General features: G+C 63.1%; 16 protein-coding genes. 8 read left to right on the forward strand and 8 right to left on the reverse strand.

The features are described from left to right. Positions 1-204: 204 nt before the first annotated feature. Positions 205-909: a DUF1013 domain-containing protein gene (locus HGI47_RS01790; RefSeq protein WP_168851047.1), complete on the forward strand. Its 705-nt coding sequence runs from the start codon at positions 205-207 to the stop codon at positions 907-909. Positions 910-976: 67 nt separating this feature from the next. On the opposite strand, the gene HGI47_RS01795 is transcribed toward HGI47_RS01790, so the two are convergent. Beyond that, on the reverse strand, positions 977-2,020 hold the full coding sequence (locus HGI47_RS01795; RefSeq protein ID WP_240949913.1) for a DUF3667 domain-containing protein: 1,044 nt from the start codon (positions 2,018-2,020) through the stop codon (positions 977-979). 95 nt (positions 2,021-2,115) lie between these two features. Here HGI47_RS01795 and HGI47_RS01800 point away from each other — a divergent pair, with 95 nt between their 5' ends. The 5 genes from HGI47_RS01800 to HGI47_RS01820 are packed head-to-tail and all read left to right on the forward strand — an operon-like array spanning position 2,116 to position 6,137. Then, complete coding sequence (locus tag HGI47_RS01800) at positions 2,116-3,705, forward strand: peptidoglycan DD-metalloendopeptidase family protein (protein ID WP_370521613.1); 1,590 nt, start codon at positions 2,116-2,118, stop codon at positions 3,703-3,705. 37 nt (positions 3,706-3,742) lie between these two features. Then, positions 3,743-4,735 (forward strand): porphobilinogen synthase, encoded by a 993-nt coding sequence (gene hemB / locus HGI47_RS01805; protein ID WP_168851048.1) that lies wholly within the window; start codon positions 3,743-3,745, stop codon positions 4,733-4,735. Positions 4,736-4,742: 7 nt separating this feature from the next. Continuing rightward, positions 4,743-5,285, forward strand: a complete 543-nt coding sequence (locus HGI47_RS01810) for a GNAT family N-acetyltransferase (RefSeq protein WP_168851049.1) — start codon at positions 4,743-4,745, stop codon at positions 5,283-5,285. Between the two features lie 14 nt (positions 5,286-5,299). Then, positions 5,300-5,869 (forward strand): gamma carbonic anhydrase family protein, encoded by a 570-nt coding sequence (locus HGI47_RS01815; RefSeq protein WP_168851050.1) that lies wholly within the window; start codon positions 5,300-5,302, stop codon positions 5,867-5,869. Continuing rightward, positions 5,850-6,137, forward strand: coding sequence for a DUF167 family protein (locus HGI47_RS01820; protein ID WP_168851051.1), 288 nt, complete (start codon positions 5,850-5,852; stop codon positions 6,135-6,137). Before HGI47_RS01815 ends, HGI47_RS01820 begins: the two co-directional genes overlap by 20 nt. Here the strand turns inward: HGI47_RS01820 and HGI47_RS01825 are convergent. The 7 genes from HGI47_RS01825 to HGI47_RS01855 form a co-directional block, all read right to left on the reverse strand. Further along, a complete protein-coding gene (locus HGI47_RS01825; RefSeq protein ID WP_168851052.1) occupies positions 6,115-6,753 on the reverse strand; it encodes a YoaK family protein in 639 nt (212 codons plus the stop codon). The genes HGI47_RS01820 and HGI47_RS01825 overlap by 23 nt on opposite strands. Before the next feature lie 22 nt (positions 6,754-6,775). Further along, positions 6,776-7,171, reverse strand: a complete 396-nt coding sequence (locus tag HGI47_RS22510) for a group II truncated hemoglobin (RefSeq protein WP_370521592.1) — start codon at positions 7,169-7,171, stop codon at positions 6,776-6,778. A 70-nt stretch (positions 7,172-7,241) separates the two neighbouring features. After that, positions 7,242-7,430 (reverse strand): hypothetical protein, encoded by a 189-nt coding sequence (locus HGI47_RS01835; protein ID WP_168851054.1) that lies wholly within the window; start codon positions 7,428-7,430, stop codon positions 7,242-7,244. A 60-nt stretch (positions 7,431-7,490) separates the two neighbouring features. Next, positions 7,491-9,086, reverse strand: a complete 1,596-nt coding sequence (locus HGI47_RS01840; protein ID WP_168851055.1) for a cisplatin damage response ATP-dependent DNA ligase — start codon at positions 9,084-9,086, stop codon at positions 7,491-7,493. Continuing rightward, positions 9,086-10,093: a ligase-associated DNA damage response exonuclease gene (locus HGI47_RS01845; RefSeq protein ID WP_168851056.1), complete on the reverse strand. Its 1,008-nt coding sequence runs from the start codon at positions 10,091-10,093 to the stop codon at positions 9,086-9,088. Before HGI47_RS01845 ends, HGI47_RS01840 begins: the two co-directional genes overlap by 1 nt. A gap of 136 nt (positions 10,094-10,229) precedes the next feature. After that, the gene (clpA, locus tag HGI47_RS01850) at positions 10,230-12,581 is read right to left on the reverse strand and encodes an ATP-dependent Clp protease ATP-binding subunit ClpA (protein WP_168851057.1); all 2,352 of its coding nucleotides are present in this window, start codon (positions 12,579-12,581) and stop codon (positions 10,230-10,232) included. 168 nt (positions 12,582-12,749) lie between these two features. Beyond that, the gene (locus tag HGI47_RS01855) at positions 12,750-12,968 is read right to left on the reverse strand and encodes a DUF1192 family protein (RefSeq protein ID WP_168851058.1); all 219 of its coding nucleotides are present in this window, start codon (positions 12,966-12,968) and stop codon (positions 12,750-12,752) included. A gap of 96 nt (positions 12,969-13,064) precedes the next feature. Here HGI47_RS01855 and HGI47_RS01860 point away from each other — a divergent pair, with 96 nt between their 5' ends. Together HGI47_RS01860 and ptsP are read left to right on the forward strand one after the other, a co-directional pair. After that, positions 13,065-14,066 carry an NAD(P)H-quinone oxidoreductase gene (locus HGI47_RS01860; RefSeq protein ID WP_168851059.1) on the forward strand — a complete coding sequence of 334 codons (1,002 nt, stop codon included), beginning with the start codon at positions 13,065-13,067 and terminating at the stop codon, positions 14,064-14,066. An 88-nt stretch (positions 14,067-14,154) separates the two neighbouring features. Continuing rightward, positions 14,155-16,434 (forward strand): phosphoenolpyruvate--protein phosphotransferase, encoded by a 2,280-nt coding sequence (ptsP, locus tag HGI47_RS01865; protein WP_168851060.1) that lies wholly within the window; start codon positions 14,155-14,157, stop codon positions 16,432-16,434. The last annotated feature ends 67 nt before the right edge of the window (positions 16,435-16,501 follow it).

Here is a 16,501-nt window from a genome sequence, read left to right on the forward strand (position 1 = left end):
GGAGTGGGCCGGTGCCGCAAGCTCCTGACGGATGTCAGGAGCGCAACCAACAAATCAGACCCCACCAAACAAAAACTTGCCGATTCGCCATTCTCGGCTTACATCGGCAGGGTTACAGGCCGCTCCGCGAGGGGCGGCCCTTATTGTATCCGCTTTTCGGGTTGCATCCGCCGCTGGCCGGATCGCCCCTTCGGGAGATTGTCCGTGAGCAACCAGCCCACGTATCCGCTGATGCCGCACGCAACCGCGTCTTGGCTTGTCGACAATACCGCGCTGACGTTTGAGCAGATTGCAGAATTCTGCGGGCTGCACATGCTTGAAGTGCAGGCAATGGCCGACGATCTGGCGGGCCAGAAGTACACCGGGCGCGATCCGCTTCATTCGGGCGAGTTGAATCAGGCCGAGATCGACAAGGGTCAGGCCAATTCGGAATACAAGCTCAAGATGCAGCGCGCGCCGATTTCGGTCAGCCGCACCAAGGGCCCGCGTTACACGCCGGTGTCGAAGCGTCAGGACAAGCCCGATGGCATCGCGTGGATCCTGCGCAACCATCCCGAAGTGTCGGACGCGCAAATCGGCAAGCTGATCGGCACCACCCGCACCACCATCGCCGCAATCCGTGATCGCAGCCACTGGAACATCGGCAACATCAACCCGAAAGATCCGGTCACGCTGGGCCTGTGTTCGCAGCGCGAACTCGATTCGCTGGTGGCCAAGGCCGCGAAGAAGGCTGGCATCGAGGACGATGGCCTTGCAGAACAGCGTCTGGGTTCTGATCGCGACGCTCTGATCGAGGAACTGCGCGCCGAACGTCAGGCCACTGTCAAGGCCGCATCGGAAGCCGCGCAGGAAGCCGAAGCCGCCGCATGGCTCGCCGCCCGCCGCGCCGAAGGCATTTCGGATAGCTGATTTTCGGCTATGCGCTGAAAGACAAAAAGGCCGCCCCTTGCAAAAGGCGCGGCCTTTTTGCTGCCCGTCAGCCCCCAGCCTCGACCAGAATCAGCACCGCGAACAGGCTGAGCGCGGTGAACGCGAACATGCTGAGGAACCACGTCCGCCACCACGCGCCGAACCATGAAAGATTATACGCCCCGCGCAATTGCACCAGCATGTGCAGCGGCGGCACCAGCGCCAGCAGGCCGAGCCAGGGCGTGCCGATCCGCGCCAGCAGCATCGTTATCACCGCCAGCAGCGTCATGAAGCACAGCGAATAGGTGACAAACACGGTGTGATCGTACAGCCCGAAGCGGCGGCTGAAGGGGAACAGCAGCCACAGAAATGGCACTGAAATCGGGATCAGCGCCCAGCTCAACTTATAACTGTAGGTCTGCACCTTGTAGAGCGCGAGGCTGGGATTATCGCGCCAGACCTTGACCGCCTTGTAGATCAGCGGCGACGATTTAAGTCCGTCGATATCGGTATCGTCCTTGCCGAAGTTGAAGGTGAGATCGTTGTTCTTGACCTTTTCCAGCCCTTCGATGCTTGCCTTGGCGTCAATGATATCGCCATCGATTTCAGCTATTTGTGCAGGATCGGTCGCCTTGGCCCGTTTCGCTTCCAGCGCCTTCAGTTCATCGCGCTGCTGCTCCGCAATCGCGTCCATCGCCGTAGCGCTGGACGGCATCAGGCTGCTGCCGAGCGAATTTATCGTGGTGAACATCAGGAACACGCAGAACAGGAACAGCGCGATGGGCGAGACATAGCTGGCCCGCCGCCCGTCGATATATTCGCGCGTCAGCTTGCCCGGCTGGAGCGCCAGCAGCGGCAGCGTGCGCCAGATCTTGCCTTCGAAATGGAACACGCCGTGCAGCAGATCGTGAAAGAACGCGCCTAGCGTGCGGTGGACATGTGCGGCCTGTCCGCAGGCGTGGCAGTGGCTGCCGACCAAGGCGGTGCCGCAATTGAGGCAGGCGCTTTCGTGCGTGTGGCCCGGCGCGATGTGTTCCCCCGCCGTCGGTTCCACCGCACGCGCCGTTGCCAGCGCTTCGGCCATGCCGCCAAGTGTTTCGGTTCCGCTCAAACCCGTGCCCCCATTTTGCACGCACCATAGCCGCGCCGGAATGGTCCTGCCACACCCTTGAGACGGCGTGATTTCACGGAAGATTAACCTTGTCCGTGCAGTTCGGTGGCGACAAGGCTATGGGGCGGAACGTGTTTACACCGCGTGATCAGATGCTGGCATTTGCCGGAGCAGGAGGAGGGAGCGGTTTCGGCCTGCGCACCACGCCCCCGATTGCGTCTGAATCTGCGCCCGAATCGAATGCGGTTCTGAACAGCACCAAGATGCACCTAGGCGCACTTAGGCGCAATTTGGTGACGCCGATCGAACGCTGGTGCGCCGCAAAAGACCTTGCACCCGACCTTGCCGAAGACATCGGCAGCGCCCGCTGGTTTCGCAGCTTTGGCACCATGCTTGGCCTCGGCACCGCCGCCGTTCTGATGTGGCCAAGCTTTGCCCCGCTGCAAGCTGCGCCGCTGACCGCGCTGGACGAATCCGCCGTGGACGAATTCCGCGTGCAGGGAATCCGCCCCCTAAGCCTCGGGGCCGATAACGGGCGGCAGATGACCGCGACCGCCGCCGTCATCCCGCTCGCCGCCGCGCCGGAAAGGCCGAGCATCGATCTGACTGCGACGCTGGGCGCGGGCGATACCTTTCCGCGCATGTTGCAGCGGGCGGGCCTTGCCAACAGCGATATCGTGCAAGTGCTTGATATGGTGGGTGGGCAGATCAAGCCCGGCACGATCCCGCCGGGCACCCGATTTGCCATCCGCCTTGGCGCGCGCACATCTCCTGCGCAGCCGCGCCCGCTGGAGCAGCTATCGTTCCGGCCACGCTTTGACCTCGCGCTGGATATCAAGCGCAGCGGTGGCGGACTGGCCTTGGCGACCAATGCCATCGCAGTCGATAGCGCGCCCATGCGCATTCGCGGGATCGTGGGCGGCAGCCTCTATCGCTCTGCACGCGCGGCTGGCGCGCCGCCCTCTGCGGTGCAGGATTATCTGCGCACTATCGACGAACACATGGCGTTTGAGGAAATCGCGCCGGGCGATGAATTTGACCTCGTTTTCGCCAACCGCCGCGCCGCCAGTGGCGAGCAGCAGGCGGGCGATCTGGTCTATGCCGGTGTGGTCCGCAGCGGCAAGCCGGTTCTGCAATTGTTGCGCTGGGGCAAGGACCGGGAGTTCTATTCACCGCAAAGCATGGCGGAAGGATCGCAGGAAACCACTGGATTCCTTGGCTCACCGGTCAATGGCCGGATAACGTCCAACTTTGGCGCGCGCCGACATCCGATCCTCGGCTATGTGCGAATGCACGCAGGCGTGGATTTTGGCGCGCCCTGGGGTGCGCCGATCTATGCCGCCACCGATGGCCGCGTGAGCATTGCCGGATGGCACGGCGGGCACGGCAATTACGTGCGGCTCGACCACGGCGGCGGCATCGGCACGGGCTATGGCCACATGAGCCGCATCGCGGTTTCTGCCGGGATGAGCGTGCGGCGCGGGCAGGTTATCGGCTATGTCGGCTCCACCGGCCTTTCGACCGGCCCGCACCTGCATTACGAAATGTATCGCAATGGTCAGACGGTGAATCCGCTGTCGATGACATCGATCACCCAGCGCGCCACGGTCGATCCCGCGCAGCTTGCCGCGTTCAAGGCAAAGCTGGCGCAAGTCACTGCGATCAAGGCCAACACCTTACGGTGATTGCGGCAAGTGGGCCAGTTCGCTAGGCCTGCCGCCCATGACCAGCTATCCGATGACTCGCCTGCGCCGCACCCGTTCCACCGCATGGAGCCGCGCCATGCACCGAGAGGTGCTTGTCACGCCTGCCGATCTGATCTGGCCGCTGTTCGTGACCGAGGGTGAAGGCCTGGAAGACCCGATCCTTTCGCTGCCGGGCGTATCGCGCTGGTCGGTTGATGGAATCGTGGCGCGGGCAAAGGAAGCCGTTGCGCTGGGCATTCCCTGCCTTGCCCTGTTTCCGAACACGCAGGCCGACCGCCGCAGCGAAGATGGCAAGGAAGCGCTGAACCCCGACAATCTGATGTGCCGCGCCATCCGCGCGATCAAGGACGCTTGCGGCAACGACATCGGCGTGCTGACCGACGTTGCGCTCGACCCCTATACCAGCCACGGACAGGACGGGCTGATCGATGATGCGGGCTATGTGCTGAACGATGCGACAGTGGAAGCGCTGGTTGGCCAAAGCCTGAATCAGGCCAGCGCCGGGGCCGATATCATCGCCCCGTCCGACATGATGGACGGCCGCGTCGGCGCGATCCGCGAAGCGCTGGAAAGCGCAGGCCATGTCAACGTGCAGATCATGTCCTACGCCGCCAAGTATGCCTCGGCGTTCTATGGCCCGTTCCGCGATGCGGTGGGATCGCGCGGGCTGCTGAAGGGCGACAAGAAAACCTACCAGATGGACCCCGGCAATGCCGAGGAAGCGCTGCGCGAGGTGGAAATGGATCTGGCCGAAGGCGCGGACAGCGTGATGGTGAAGCCCGGCCTGCCCTATCTGGATATTGCGGTGCGCGTGAAGGAAGCCTTCGGCGTGCCCGTCTTCGCCTATCAGGTGAGCGGCGAATACGCGATGATCGAAGCAGCGGTGGCGGCTGGCGCGGCGGATCGCGATGCGATGGTGCTGGAAACGCTGCTGGCGTTCAAGCGCGCAGGCTGTTCGGGCGTGCTGACCTATCACGCGGCCCACGCCGCGCGGCTGATGGGAGCCTGAGCGCAACGTGAGCTTTCGGCTTGAAACCGAACGGCTTGTTTTGCGCGAATGGCAGGAGACGGATTCTGCGGCGTTTCACGCGATGTGCAACGATCCGCGCGTGATGCAGTTTCTTGGCCCTGCGATGTCGCACCAAGACATCGACGCTGCGCTGGATCGGCAGCGCGGTTTCCAGCGTGATCATGGCTATTGCTTCTGGGCGATGGAACGACGGGGCGATGGTGCCTTCCTTGGCTTTTGCGGGATAAAGCCCGGTCGTGAAGGAACACCATTGCAGGGCCACGCAGAAATAGGCTGGCGGCTGGCGCATCACGCCTGGGGGAAAGGCTATGCCAAGGAAGCCGCACAGGCGTGCCTCGACTGGGGATTTGGCGAGTTCCGCATCGGAGACATCCGCGCAATGACAGTTCCGGGCAATGTCCGATCGTGGGGGCTGATGGAGCGGCTTGGCATGGAACGCCAAACCGAGCTGGACTTCGACCATCCCGCGTTGGCACCGGGCGATCCCCTGCGCCCCCACATCGTCTATCGCAAGCTGGCACAGCAATAATCCGAGGACAGAGGATGCAGCATTTCCCCGACGTTTCGATCATCACGCTGAACGGCAAGACGCCGCGTATCGACGAATCCGCGTTCATCGCGCCCGGTTGCCGGATCATAGGCGATGTGGAAATCGGCCCGGATGCCTCCATCTGGTACAACTGCGTGCTGCGCGGGGATGTGAACCATATCCGCATCGGTGCGCGATCAAACATTCAGGACGGCACGGTGATCCATTGCGACAGTCCTGACGAAAGGCACCCCGCCGGTTTCCCCACGATCATCGGAGAAGATGTGCTGGTCGGCCACATGGCGATGATCCACGGCTGCACCATCGATGATCGCGGCTTCGTGGGGCTTGGCGCCATCGTGATGAACGGCTGCGTGATCGAAAGCGATGGAATGCTGGCCGCGGGCGCAATGTTGACACCGGGCAAGCGCATTGGCGCGCGCCAGCTTTGGGGCGGACGCCCGGCGGCCTATATGCGTGATCTGACCGATGCCGCGCTGGTCGATATGCAGCGCGGCGTGCGGCATTACGTCCACAACGGCCATGCGCACAAGGCGGCGGTGCTTGGCGCGTCCGAAGGCTGAACTTCCCGCCGCCGATGCGCTGCGTGCGCTGGCCGATGGCGAAGGCCGGCTGGCGGTGCGGGTAACGCCCGGCGCGCGCAGCGAAGGCGTGGAGATCGTTGACGGCAAGGTGCTGGTGAAAGTCCGCGCCAAGCCGGAGGATGGCAAGGCCACTGCGGCGGTGCTGGCGTTGCTGGCGCAGGCGTTGGGGGTGGCCCCCTCAAAGGTCGAAATGTTGCGCGGCGCAACTTCGCGCGAGAAGCTGTTCAGGATTCCGCTGGAAGTTTGACGGCAATCGCGACCATCGCTGTGCAATAGGCGGCTGCCAGCCACAAGCAACCCATCGGCAGGCGATCCTGCAGGAACGCGCCCAGCACCGCGCCTGTTAGCAAGCCGCCCCACAGGCTCGCCCATGATGTCCATCCACTGTTGGGCTGGCCTGCCAAGGCGTTAGCAAGACCCTGTCCGAGCTTGACCAGTGCGCCAGTCATATAGGTCAGTCCCACGCTCACCTCACCGCCGCGTTGGAAGGTGTTGTTGAGCGCGCCCATCGCCATGACCATGCCGCCGAGCATCACTGCGGGCAGGCCCAGCATTCGGCCCGTTGCCGCCATGACCAGCATCACGGCCACGAAGGCCAGCACGACCGGTTTGCGCAGGGTGCCAGCGCAGCGCGACAGCAACGCGCCGACAGTTACACCGCCAAGAAAGCCTGCGATCAATATGGCTGGCATGGCGGCGCGGGCAGGATCGGTGCCGAGCGAGACGCCGAGCCGCGTGGAATTGCCCGACATGAACGAGACGAAATAGCCGTCCGCCGAAAGAAACCCGACCGCGTCGATGAAACCGGCCATCGCAGCAAGCGCGATGGCGAACAGGCGGCGTGGGCGATCGTACTGGATCATGCCCGGCAGCCTAATGCGGGTTTCAGTCTCGCGCCATGCCCTTGGCCATGCGGGCGAGAACTTCGGTCATGGCGTCAGCGATCTCGCGATCTTCGGGCGCAGCATCGGCAATCGCGCGGGTCATGCAATCGGCCCATTGCCCGGCGGTTTCGCGCGTGATGGGAAAGGGTTTGTGCATCGACATCATGCACTTGCCGGGGTTGGCATCGAACCAGTGGCGCGGGCCGCCGCACCAGCCGGCCAGAAACCCCGGCAGCGATTCACGCATCGGCGAAAGGTCGGCGGCGTGCATATCGCGCAAGGGTTTGTAGGCCGAGTCCGTGTCCATCAGATCATAGAAACGATCGGTGATGCGGCGCAGCGAATCTGCTCCGCCGATGCGGTGATACGGCGTCTGTACATCGGCTTCGGTGGCCACGGTTTTGCTCCGGCTGGGATTCGGGAGCCTTGGCTGTGCCGCATGGCAGGGCGAACGACATTGATGCCAATCAAGTTTTTGCAGGCAGCGCCTTTGCCGCGAGGCGAGCAGCGATTCCGCCCAGCGCGGCACCAATGGCAAGGTTGGTAGCGGCTGCATCCCACTGGCGATAGCGCGTCCAGTCGCCTCCCGTGCGCAAGGAAACCCAAGCCAGTTTTCCCAGAACCACGGCGGGCGCGGCGAGCAGTATATTGGACATTATCGTTCTCTCCCCGTTATTTATCGCACAACGGGGGCGGATGAACGCGGTTCCGCACGATCAATCCGCGATCATCGCCTTCAGCGTTTCGAGCCGGTCCGCTTCATGCGCAGGCTTGTCGGTACGGATACGGCTGATGCGGGGGAAGCGCATGGCGACGCCCGATTTGTGGCGCTTGCTGGCGTGGACTGAATCGAAGGCGACTTCGAAGACCAGCGATTTGTCGGTTTCGCGCACCGGGCCGAATTTGCCTACGGTGTGCTGGCGGACGTGACGGTCGAGGAATTTCAGCTCCTCGTCGGTGAAGCCGAAATAGGCCTTGCCGACGGGAAGCAGTTCCGCCCCGGAATCAGGATCGCCGTTCCAGCAGCCGAAAGTGAAATCGGAATAGAACGACGAGCGCTTGCCCGATCCGCGCTGCGCATACATCAGCACGCAATCGATCAGCAGCGGATCGCGCTTCCATTTGTACCAAAGCCCGGTGCGACGGCCTGCGACATAGGGGGAATCGCGGCGTTTGAGCATGACGCCTTCGATCGCCTCATCGCGTGCACGGCTGCGGATTTCGGCCAGGTCATCGAAATCCTTGGCGGGGATGACTTGCGATATGTCGAAACGGGTGGCGTCAAGACGCGGGACGAGCGCTTCCAATCGGGCGCGGCGCTGCTCCCACGCCCATTCGCGCAAGTCTTCCTTGTCCTCGATCAGCAGATCGTAAAGGCGGACAAAGGCGGGAGAGTCGGTGAGCATCGCCTTGGATACGGTCTTGCGGCCAAGGCGCTGTTGCAGCGCGTTGAAGCTGGCCGCGCCGCCGGTTTCGCCGCCTTGGTGTGCGCCGCGCACCAGAAGTTCGCCATCGAGCACGCAGGGGGTGGTGAGGGCAGCGGTCACTTCGGGAAACGTGGTGGAAATGTCGTCGCCACTGCGGGAATAAACGCGGGTTTCACCTGCTACATGGACGATCTGGACGCGGATGCCGTCCCATTTCCATTCCGCTGCGTATTCGGACAGGTCGAGGCTTTCGGCCTCAAGCGGGTGGGCGAGCATGAATGGGCGGAACAGCGGGAGCAGATCGGTGCGGGGCGGGGGCGCGCCATTTGCGGCCCAATCGAACAGCGGCGTGTAGGGCGGGGACTGGCCGTGCCAGTATTCCTCCACGTCCTCGACATTGACGCTGAAGGCCTGCGCGAAAGCGACCTTGGCGAGCCGCGCAGAGATGCCGATGCGCATCGCGCCGGTCGCAAGCTTCAGCAAAGCATAGCGCCCGTTGACGTCAAGACGGTCAAGTAGGTCCGCCAGAACGGCGGGCGCGGTAGTGCGGGTGGTGGCGTGGAGGGTTTCAACGACTTCAGCCACGGTGGGCGCGGGTAGCCGCTCCCCCAGCGGCTCGGGCCAGAGCAGGCTGGCGGTTTCGGCGGTATCGCCCACGTAATCGCGGCTCAGCGTCCACAGCACCGGATCGACGCGCTCGGCCATCAGGCTGCGGATCAGGCTGGCCTTTACGGCGGGGAAATCCAGCCCATCGGTTAGCGCTGCCAGCGCCCAGCCCCGGTCCGGGTCGGGGGTTTCGCGCAGGTAGGCTGCCAGCAGTGCCAGCTTGGCGTTGCGCGATGGGGTGAGGACGAGCGCGTCGAGCAGGGCGGCGAAGCGCTCCATCAGTCGTCCTCATCCTCATAGCCGACGAGCGCCAGCGCGCGGGCCTTGCGCTGGGTGAGTTCGCACCAGCGCAGGAGCGCTTCCTCACGCCCGTGAGTGACCCATGTTTCGGTGGGATTTACCTGCGTGATGGTCTGGGTCAGTTCGTCCCAGTCCGCATGGTCGGAGATGATCAGCGGCAGTTCGACGCCGCGCTGGCGGGCACGTTGGCGCACGCGCATCCAGCCGGATGCCATCGCCGTGATGGGATCGGGCAGGCGGCGGCTCCAGCGGTCATTGAGCGCGGCGGGCGGGCAGATGACGATGCTGTTCGCCAGCGCAGCCTTGGGCACGCCCGCCACGGGTTGCAGATCGCCCAAGTCTACGCCGTGGTCTTCATAGAGACGGCACATCCGCTCCATCGCGCCGTGGAGCCGGATCGTGTCGGTAAAGCCCGCCGCACGCAGTTCGGCGATCACACGCTGTGCCTTGCCCAAGGCGTATGCGCCGACGAGGACGCAACGGCCTTGGTCGTTCTGGCGAGCGGTGAGGAGCTTGGCCATCTCTTCGGCAATCGGCGGATGGCGGAAAACGGGCAAGCCAAACGTCGCCTCGGTAACGAATACATCGCAAGGGGTGACTTCGAACGGTGGGCAAGTGGGATCGGCGCGGCGTTTGTAATCCCCCGTCACGATCACCCGTTCGCCTGCATGTTCCAGCAGAATCTGGGCCGAACCGAGAACGTGGCCGGCGGGGACGTAGGTGGCGCGGACGCCGCCTTTCAGGATTACTGTCTCACCATAGGCGACGGACGTGCTGCCTGTTTCAAGCACGCCATAGCGCAGCGCCATGATGGCAAGCGTTTCCGGCGTGGCGACAGTGAGTCTGTGGCCGCCCCGTGCGTGATCTGCATGGCCGTGGGTGACGAGCGCTGTGTCAACAGGGCGCGCAGGATCTACCCATGCGTCGGCAGGCACGACATGGAGGCCGTATGGTTCGGGTTTCAGCCATGAAAAGGGCGCAGCCATCGCCGTGACAATGGCCGGATGCCGTGCGCGGTTCCAGTGCCCTTGATACCGTGAAGTTGCGCGGCGCAACTTTCGTCCAAGAAAAAGGCCCACCCGTTCAGGGGCAGGCCTTGATCCTTGGCATTCGCGGTGGAGCTTATTCGGCTTCGTCGGTGCTCGGCTGCGAGGCGGCCTTGCCCTTCTTCGCCTTGCTCTTGACCAGCTTTGGCGCGGCCGGCGTCAGTTCGAAGGAAAGTGCGTCTTCCTTCAGGCTGACGTGGACTTCGCCCCCATTGGCGAGTTTGCCGAACAACAGTTCTTCGGCCAGCGGCTTCTTGACCTTCTCCTGAATCAGGCGGGCCATCGGACGGGCACCATAGAGCTTGTCATAGCCCTTCTTCGCCAGCCAGCTTCGCGCATCGGCATCGAACTGGATGTGGACGTTCTGATCGGCCAGTTGCAGTTCGAGCTGCAGCACGAACTTGTCGACCACGCGGCTGACGACTTCGGGCGGCAGATAGCTGAACGGCACGATGGCATCGAGACGGTTGCGGAATTCCGGCGTGAACAGCTTCTTCACCGCTTCATCGCCCGCGTCGGCCTTCGACACATCGCCAAAGCCGATGCCCTGACGCGCCATGTCGGATGCGCCGGCATTGGTGGTCATGATCAGGACCACATTGCGGAAATCGACCGTCTTGCCGTGGTGATCGGTCAACCGCCCGTTGTCCATCACCTGCAGCAGGATATTGAACAGGTCAGGGTGGGCCTTCTCGATCTCGTCGAGCAGCAGGACACAGTGCGGCTGCTGGTCGATCGCATCGGTTAGCAGACCGCCCTGATCGAATCCGACATAGCCCGGAGGCGCACCGATAAGACGACTGACCGAGTGCCGCTCCATGTATTCGGACATGTCGAAGCGCTGCAGCGGGATACCCATGATCTGGGCAAGGCTGCGCGCGACTTCGGTCTTGCCGACACCGGTGGGGCCGGAGAACAGGAACGAGCCGATAGGCTTGTCAGGATCGCGCAGGCCTGCACGGCTAAGCTTCATGGCCGAAGACAACACTTCGATGGCCTTGTCCTGTCCGAAAACGAGCCGCTTCAGATCACGCTCAAGGTGTTCCAGAACCTTCTTGTCGTCGCTCGACACCGATTTGGGCGGGATGCGCGCCATCGTGGCGATGACCTGTTCGATCTCGCGCGCGGTGATGGTCTTCTTGCGCTTCGAGGGCGGCACCAGCATCTGCATCGCGCCCACTTCGTCGATCACGTCGATCGCCTTGTCGGGCAGTTTGCGGTCATTGATGTAGCGCGCTGAAAGCTCAACCGCGGTCTTGATCGCGTCGGGCGTGTACTTGACCTTGTGGTGTTCCTCGAACGCGGTGCGCAGGCCACGCAGGATCTTGACCGTATCCTCGATCGTCGGCTCGTTCACATCGATCTTCTGGAACCGGCGCAGCAGGGCGCGGTCCTTTTCGAAATGGTTGCGGAACTCCTTGTAGGTGGTCGACCCGATGCAACGGATCGTGCCGCCCGAAAGCGCGGGCTTCAGCAGGTTCGACGCATCCATCGCGCCGCCGCTGGTAGCCCCGGCACCGATCACGGTGTGGATTTCGTCGATGAACAGCACCGCGTGTGGCATCTTTTCGAGTTCGGAGACGACCTGCTTGAGGCGTTCCTCGAAATCGCCGCGATAGCGCGTGCCCGCCAGCAGGCTGCCCATGTCGAGTGAGTAGATCACCGCTTCGGCAAGCACTTCGGGCACTTCGCCTTCAACGATCTTGCGCGCAAGACCTTCGGCGATGGCCGTCTTGCCCACGCCCGGATCGCCCACATAGAGCGGGTTGTTCTTGCTGCGACGGCATAGGATCTGGATCGTGCGGTCCACTTCGGGGCCACGCCCGATCAGCGGATCGACCTTGCCGTTCAGTGCCTTCTCATTGAGATTGACGGTGAACTGGTCGAGCGCGGTTTCCTTCTTCTGGCCCTTGGCGTCGGCCTTTTCTTCCTGCTGCTTGGGCGCTTCTTCCTCAGACCCCTTGGGATTGCGGCCCTCGACCTGACGACCGCCCTTGCCAATGCCGTGGCTGATGAAGCTGACCGCATCCAGGCGGCTCATGTCCTGCTGCTGCAGGAAATAGACAGCGTAGCTATCGCGTTCGGAAAACAGTGCGACCAGCACGTTCGCCCCGGTCACGGTGTCCTTGCCCGAGGACTGCACGTGAAGGATGGCGCGCTGGATCACCCGCTGGAACCCGGCGGTCGGCTGGGGATCGGCCTTTTCCTGCGTTTTCAGCGATTGGTATTCCTGATCGAGGTACTGGCGCACCACATCGCCCAGATCGCCAAGGTCCACACCGCAGGCCTGCATGACCTGCGCCGCGTCCGCATCGTCGATGAGGGCCAGCAGAAGGTGCTCTAGAGTCGCGTATTCATGGCTGCGCTCTGACGCATTAGCGAGCGCGGTGTGCAGCGTTTTTTCGAGACTCTGGGCAAAACTGGGCATGTTTTGGCTACTTTCTGGCTTACGCCGGTGGGTTCTCCGACAAGGAGAGTGCACACACGTTATTAACCACGGCTAAACCATGTGTGAGGGTGAAAACAGATGGCCGAATGGCCCCCGTATATCGAGCGATATGGGAACGCCCTTCGGCAAAGGGAAGGGCGTTGCAATTCATCCCGCGCCACCTGATGGCGGGGGCTTGCCGAATAGCGCCTCTGCCGCAGCGCGATGGGCACTGGCCTTGTCCCGATGGGCGACGGTCCGGACAATTTCGAGTTCGAGCTGTCGAATGCGCTCGTTCAACTCGTCATGCGAATAGGGGTCGAGCACTTCGGTAGCCAGCTGGCTGGCCAGATCCCCTTTCGGGCGAGGGCGCTCATCCAAATCCATTGCGGGCCACTTTGTGCACTGCAATGCCTTGCTGTCAACGCCCTGCGTGGCTAACCCAAGCGCTAATTGGTATTCGAAGACAACAGGGGCTTCTTGATGACCGGCGTTCCGGCAACGATGACGGCAATCGGATGGGACGCGCCCGGTGGGCCGGAAGTGCTTCGCCCGGAAACAGTGGCAGTGCCACAGCCGGGAGCGGGCCAGGTTCTGATCAAGGTGGCGTTTGCCGGGGTCAACCGGCCCGACGTGATCCAGCGGCAAGGGTTCTATCCGCCACCCGCCGATGCCTCGCCTTTGCCCGGCCTGGAAGTTTCGGGGCAAGTGGTCGCGATGGGCGAAGGTGTGACATGGCCGTTCATCGGCACGCCGGTCTGCGCATTGGTGGCAGGGGGCGGCTATGCGCAATATTGCATCGCGGAAGCCGCGCAGTGCCTGCAGGTGCCCACAGGTCTTTCGCTGGCAGAGGCTGCGGCGATCCCCGAAACGCTGTTCACCGTTTGGCACAATGTGTTCGAACGCGGCATGGCTGCGCCGGGGGAGACGATCCTTGTGCACGGCGGGACCAGCGGCATCGGTTCGATGGCGATTTTGCTGGGCAAGCTGTTCGACGTCACGGTGATCGTAACCTGCGGCGGCGCTGATAAGTGCGCGCAGGCAATAGAAATCGGCGCTGCCCAAGCCATCGATTACAAGGCGGTGGATTTCGTCGAAGAGGTAAAGCGCCTGACCGATGGCCGGGGCGTGGATATGGTGCTCGACATGGTGGCGGGCGATTATGTGGCGCGAAATATCAAGTGCCTTGCCGATGACGGGCGGCATGTGACCATCGCCGTGCAGGGCGGTGTGCGGGCTGAGATCAACATGGCCGAAGTCATGCGCCGCCGCCTGACCATGACCGGATCAACGCTGCGCCCGCGCTCGAAAGCGTTCAAGGCAGCGCTGGCATCGGAAATCCGCGAGACGGTGTGGCCGCTGGCAGCGACGGGTGAACTGCGTCCAATCATGGATCAGAGCTTTCCGCTGGCGCAAGCCGCAGCGGCGCACACGCGAATGGAGCAAGGCGCGCATATCGGAAAGATCGTGCTGGCGGTCGGCTGAGCCTGCAACAAATACGAATCCGCACAACATTCGCTTCGACATCGGATTTCGCGCGACATTTCCAAAGCGCGCGCATTAGGCTAATCCCATGCCCATGCTCAGCGCCGTAACCGCCGCCCGCCAGATCCTGACCTCGCTGCACGAGGTCATGGCGTCGCGTGCAGGCGCGCAGGCCAAGCTGAACCAGATCGTCGAAGTCATTGGTGAAAACCTCGATTCAGAGGTTTGCTCTATCTACCTCCTGCGCGAAGGGATGCTGGAACTCTTCGCCACGCGCGGCCTCAATCAGGCGGCGGTCCACGTCACGCGGCTTGCCGTGGGCGAAGGTCTGGTCGGCACGATTGCGGGCAATGTCGAAACGCTGAACCTTGCCGAAGCCGCCGCGCACCCTGACTTCGCTTTCCGACCGGAAACGGGGGAGGAAAAGTTCCACTCCTTTGCGGGCGTCCCCATCGTGCGGCGCGAACGGGCGGTGGGCGTGGTCGCCGTGCAGCATGTCGAGCCGCGCCGCTATGAAGAGGTTGAGATCGAGGCGCTGCAGACCGTGGCAATGGTCCTGTCCGAACTCATCGCCAATGCCGAACTGATCGACGACGAGGAAACGCTCGGCGTGCCGGCGCATCTGACAGGTCCGGACCGGCTGACCGGCCTCACGCTGGTCAAGGGTCTGGCCAGCGGCATAGCGGTGTTTCACCAGCCCCGCGTTACCATCGAACATGTCGTGGCCGAGGATACCGAGGCCGAGCGACAGCGCGTGTACCTCGCTTTCGACAAGATGCGCGAACAGATTGACCGCATGGCGAGTCAGGCCGAGTTCGGCATGGGCGGGGAACATGAAGAGGTTCTCGAAACCTACCGCATGTTCGCATATGACGAAGGCTGGTCGCGCCGCATCAACGAAGCCATCGATTCCGGGCTGACGGCGGAAGCTGCGATCGAACGGGTGCAGCAGCGCACACGGATGCGGATGCGCCAGATCGACGATCCGCTACTGGCGGATCGGATGCACGATCTGGAAGATCTGTCGAACCGGCTTCTGCGCATCGTATCGGGCCAGCTTGGCACGGCAGCAACGATGGGTCTGAAAGGCGATGCGATCCTGATCGCGCGCAATCTGGGCCCTGCTGAACTGCTGGAGTATGACCGGCGACGGTTGAAGGGCGTGATCCTTGAAGAAGGGTCACTTACCGCACACGTGGTGATCGTGGCGCGCGCGATGGGTATCCCAGTGCTGGGCCGGATGCGCGCGCTGCGCGGCAAGGTGCGCGAAGGCGATCACCTGCTGCTCGACGGCGATCAAGGCGTGGTCGATGTGCGGCCTGCGCCGACGTTTATCGAAGCGTTCGAAGCGCGCTTTGCCCGCAACCGCGAACGGCAGGCGCATTACGCTACAATGCGCGATGTAGAACCCTTCACGCGCGACGGCACCCGCGTGACCGTGCTGATGAATGCGGGCCTACGCGACGATACGCCGATGCTGAACCTGACTGGCGCAGATGGCATCGGGCTGTTCCGGACCGAATTCCAGTTCCTTGTTTCAGCCACCCTGCCGTCGCGCGAACGGCAGACACGGCTCTATCGCGATGTGCTGGATGCGGCTGGTGATAAACCGGTGGTGTTCCGCACTGTCGATATCGGCGGAGACAAGGTGCTGCCCTATCTGCGCCACAACGATGGTGAAGCGGAAGAAAACCCGGCGATGGGCTGGCGCGCGCTGCGCGTGGCGCTGGAACGCGACGGCTTGCTGAAGGTGCAGGCGCGCGCGCTGCTGGAAGCTGCCGGGGGGCGCACGCTCAACGTGATGTTCCCGATGGTGACCGAACCTTGGGAATTCGATGCCGCCAAGGCCGTGTTCGACAGCCAGCTCGCCTTTCTGCGCCAGCGCAAGAAAGTGCTGCCGGAAGCCATCCGCTATGGCGCGATGCTTGAGGTTCCGGCGCTGGCCGAATGCCTCGATATTCTGGCGCCCAAGCTTTCGTTCCTGTCAATCGGCACCAACGACTTGACGCAGTTCCTTTTCGCCGCAGACCGCGCCAATCCGAAGCTGGCCGAACGCTATGACTGGCTGTCGCCCGCCATCCTGCGGTTTCTGCGCCGCGTCGTCAGCACGGTCAGCCCGTTCGGCACCGATGTGACCGTGTGCGGGGAAATGGGCGGGCGCAGGCTTGAAGCGCTGGCGCTGCTGGGGCTGGGCATCACGCGCCTGTCGATCACGCCCGCAGCAGTCGGCCCGGTCAAGGAACTGGTGCGCAAGGTGGACATTCAGGAAATCCGCGCCGCGATGAACACTTGGCTGGCCGAACCAACCACAAGCCTGCGCACCACGCTGGCCAGTTGGGCGGTCGAGCGCGGGATCGAATGCGATTGACGCGGGCCAGAGGGCATTTCATCGCCGTTTAGGGCCATTCCCCGCTTTACATCGTTGACTTTCACCG

Origin of the sequence: Novosphingobium sp. ERN07 (genome assembly GCF_012641335.1) — a bacterium.
In the GTDB taxonomy this organism is placed as follows: Bacteria; Pseudomonadota; Alphaproteobacteria; order Sphingomonadales; family Sphingomonadaceae; genus Novosphingobium.

Excerpts from the sequence above, each read along its gene's own strand:
- HGI47_RS01855 (WP_168851058.1), bottom strand. The coding sequence starts at position 12,968 with ATGGATTTGGATGAGCGCCCTCGCCCGAAAGGGGATCTGGCCAGCCAG.
- HGI47_RS01860 (WP_168851059.1), top strand. The coding sequence starts at position 13,065 with ATGACCGGCGTTCCGGCAACGATGACGGCAATCGGATGGGACGCGCCC.
- HGI47_RS01840 (WP_168851055.1), bottom strand. The coding sequence starts at position 9,086 with ATGGAGCGCTTCGCCGCCCTGCTCGACGCGCTCGTCCTCACCCCATCG.
- HGI47_RS01845 (WP_168851056.1), bottom strand. The coding sequence starts at position 10,093 with ATGGCTGCGCCCTTTTCATGGCTGAAACCCGAACCATACGGCCTCCAT.
- HGI47_RS01825 (WP_168851052.1), bottom strand. The coding sequence starts at position 6,753 with ATGATCCAGTACGATCGCCCACGCCGCCTGTTCGCCATCGCGCTTGCT.
- hemB (WP_168851048.1), top strand. The coding sequence starts at position 3,743 with ATGACCAGCTATCCGATGACTCGCCTGCGCCGCACCCGTTCCACCGCA.
- clpA (WP_168851057.1), bottom strand. The coding sequence starts at position 12,581 with ATGCCCAGTTTTGCCCAGAGTCTCGAAAAAACGCTGCACACCGCGCTC.
- HGI47_RS01815 (WP_168851050.1), top strand. The coding sequence starts at position 5,300 with ATGCAGCATTTCCCCGACGTTTCGATCATCACGCTGAACGGCAAGACG.
- ptsP (WP_168851060.1), top strand. The coding sequence starts at position 14,155 with ATGCCCATGCTCAGCGCCGTAACCGCCGCCCGCCAGATCCTGACCTCG.
- HGI47_RS01835 (WP_168851054.1), bottom strand. The coding sequence starts at position 7,430 with ATGTCCAATATACTGCTCGCCGCGCCCGCCGTGGTTCTGGGAAAACTG.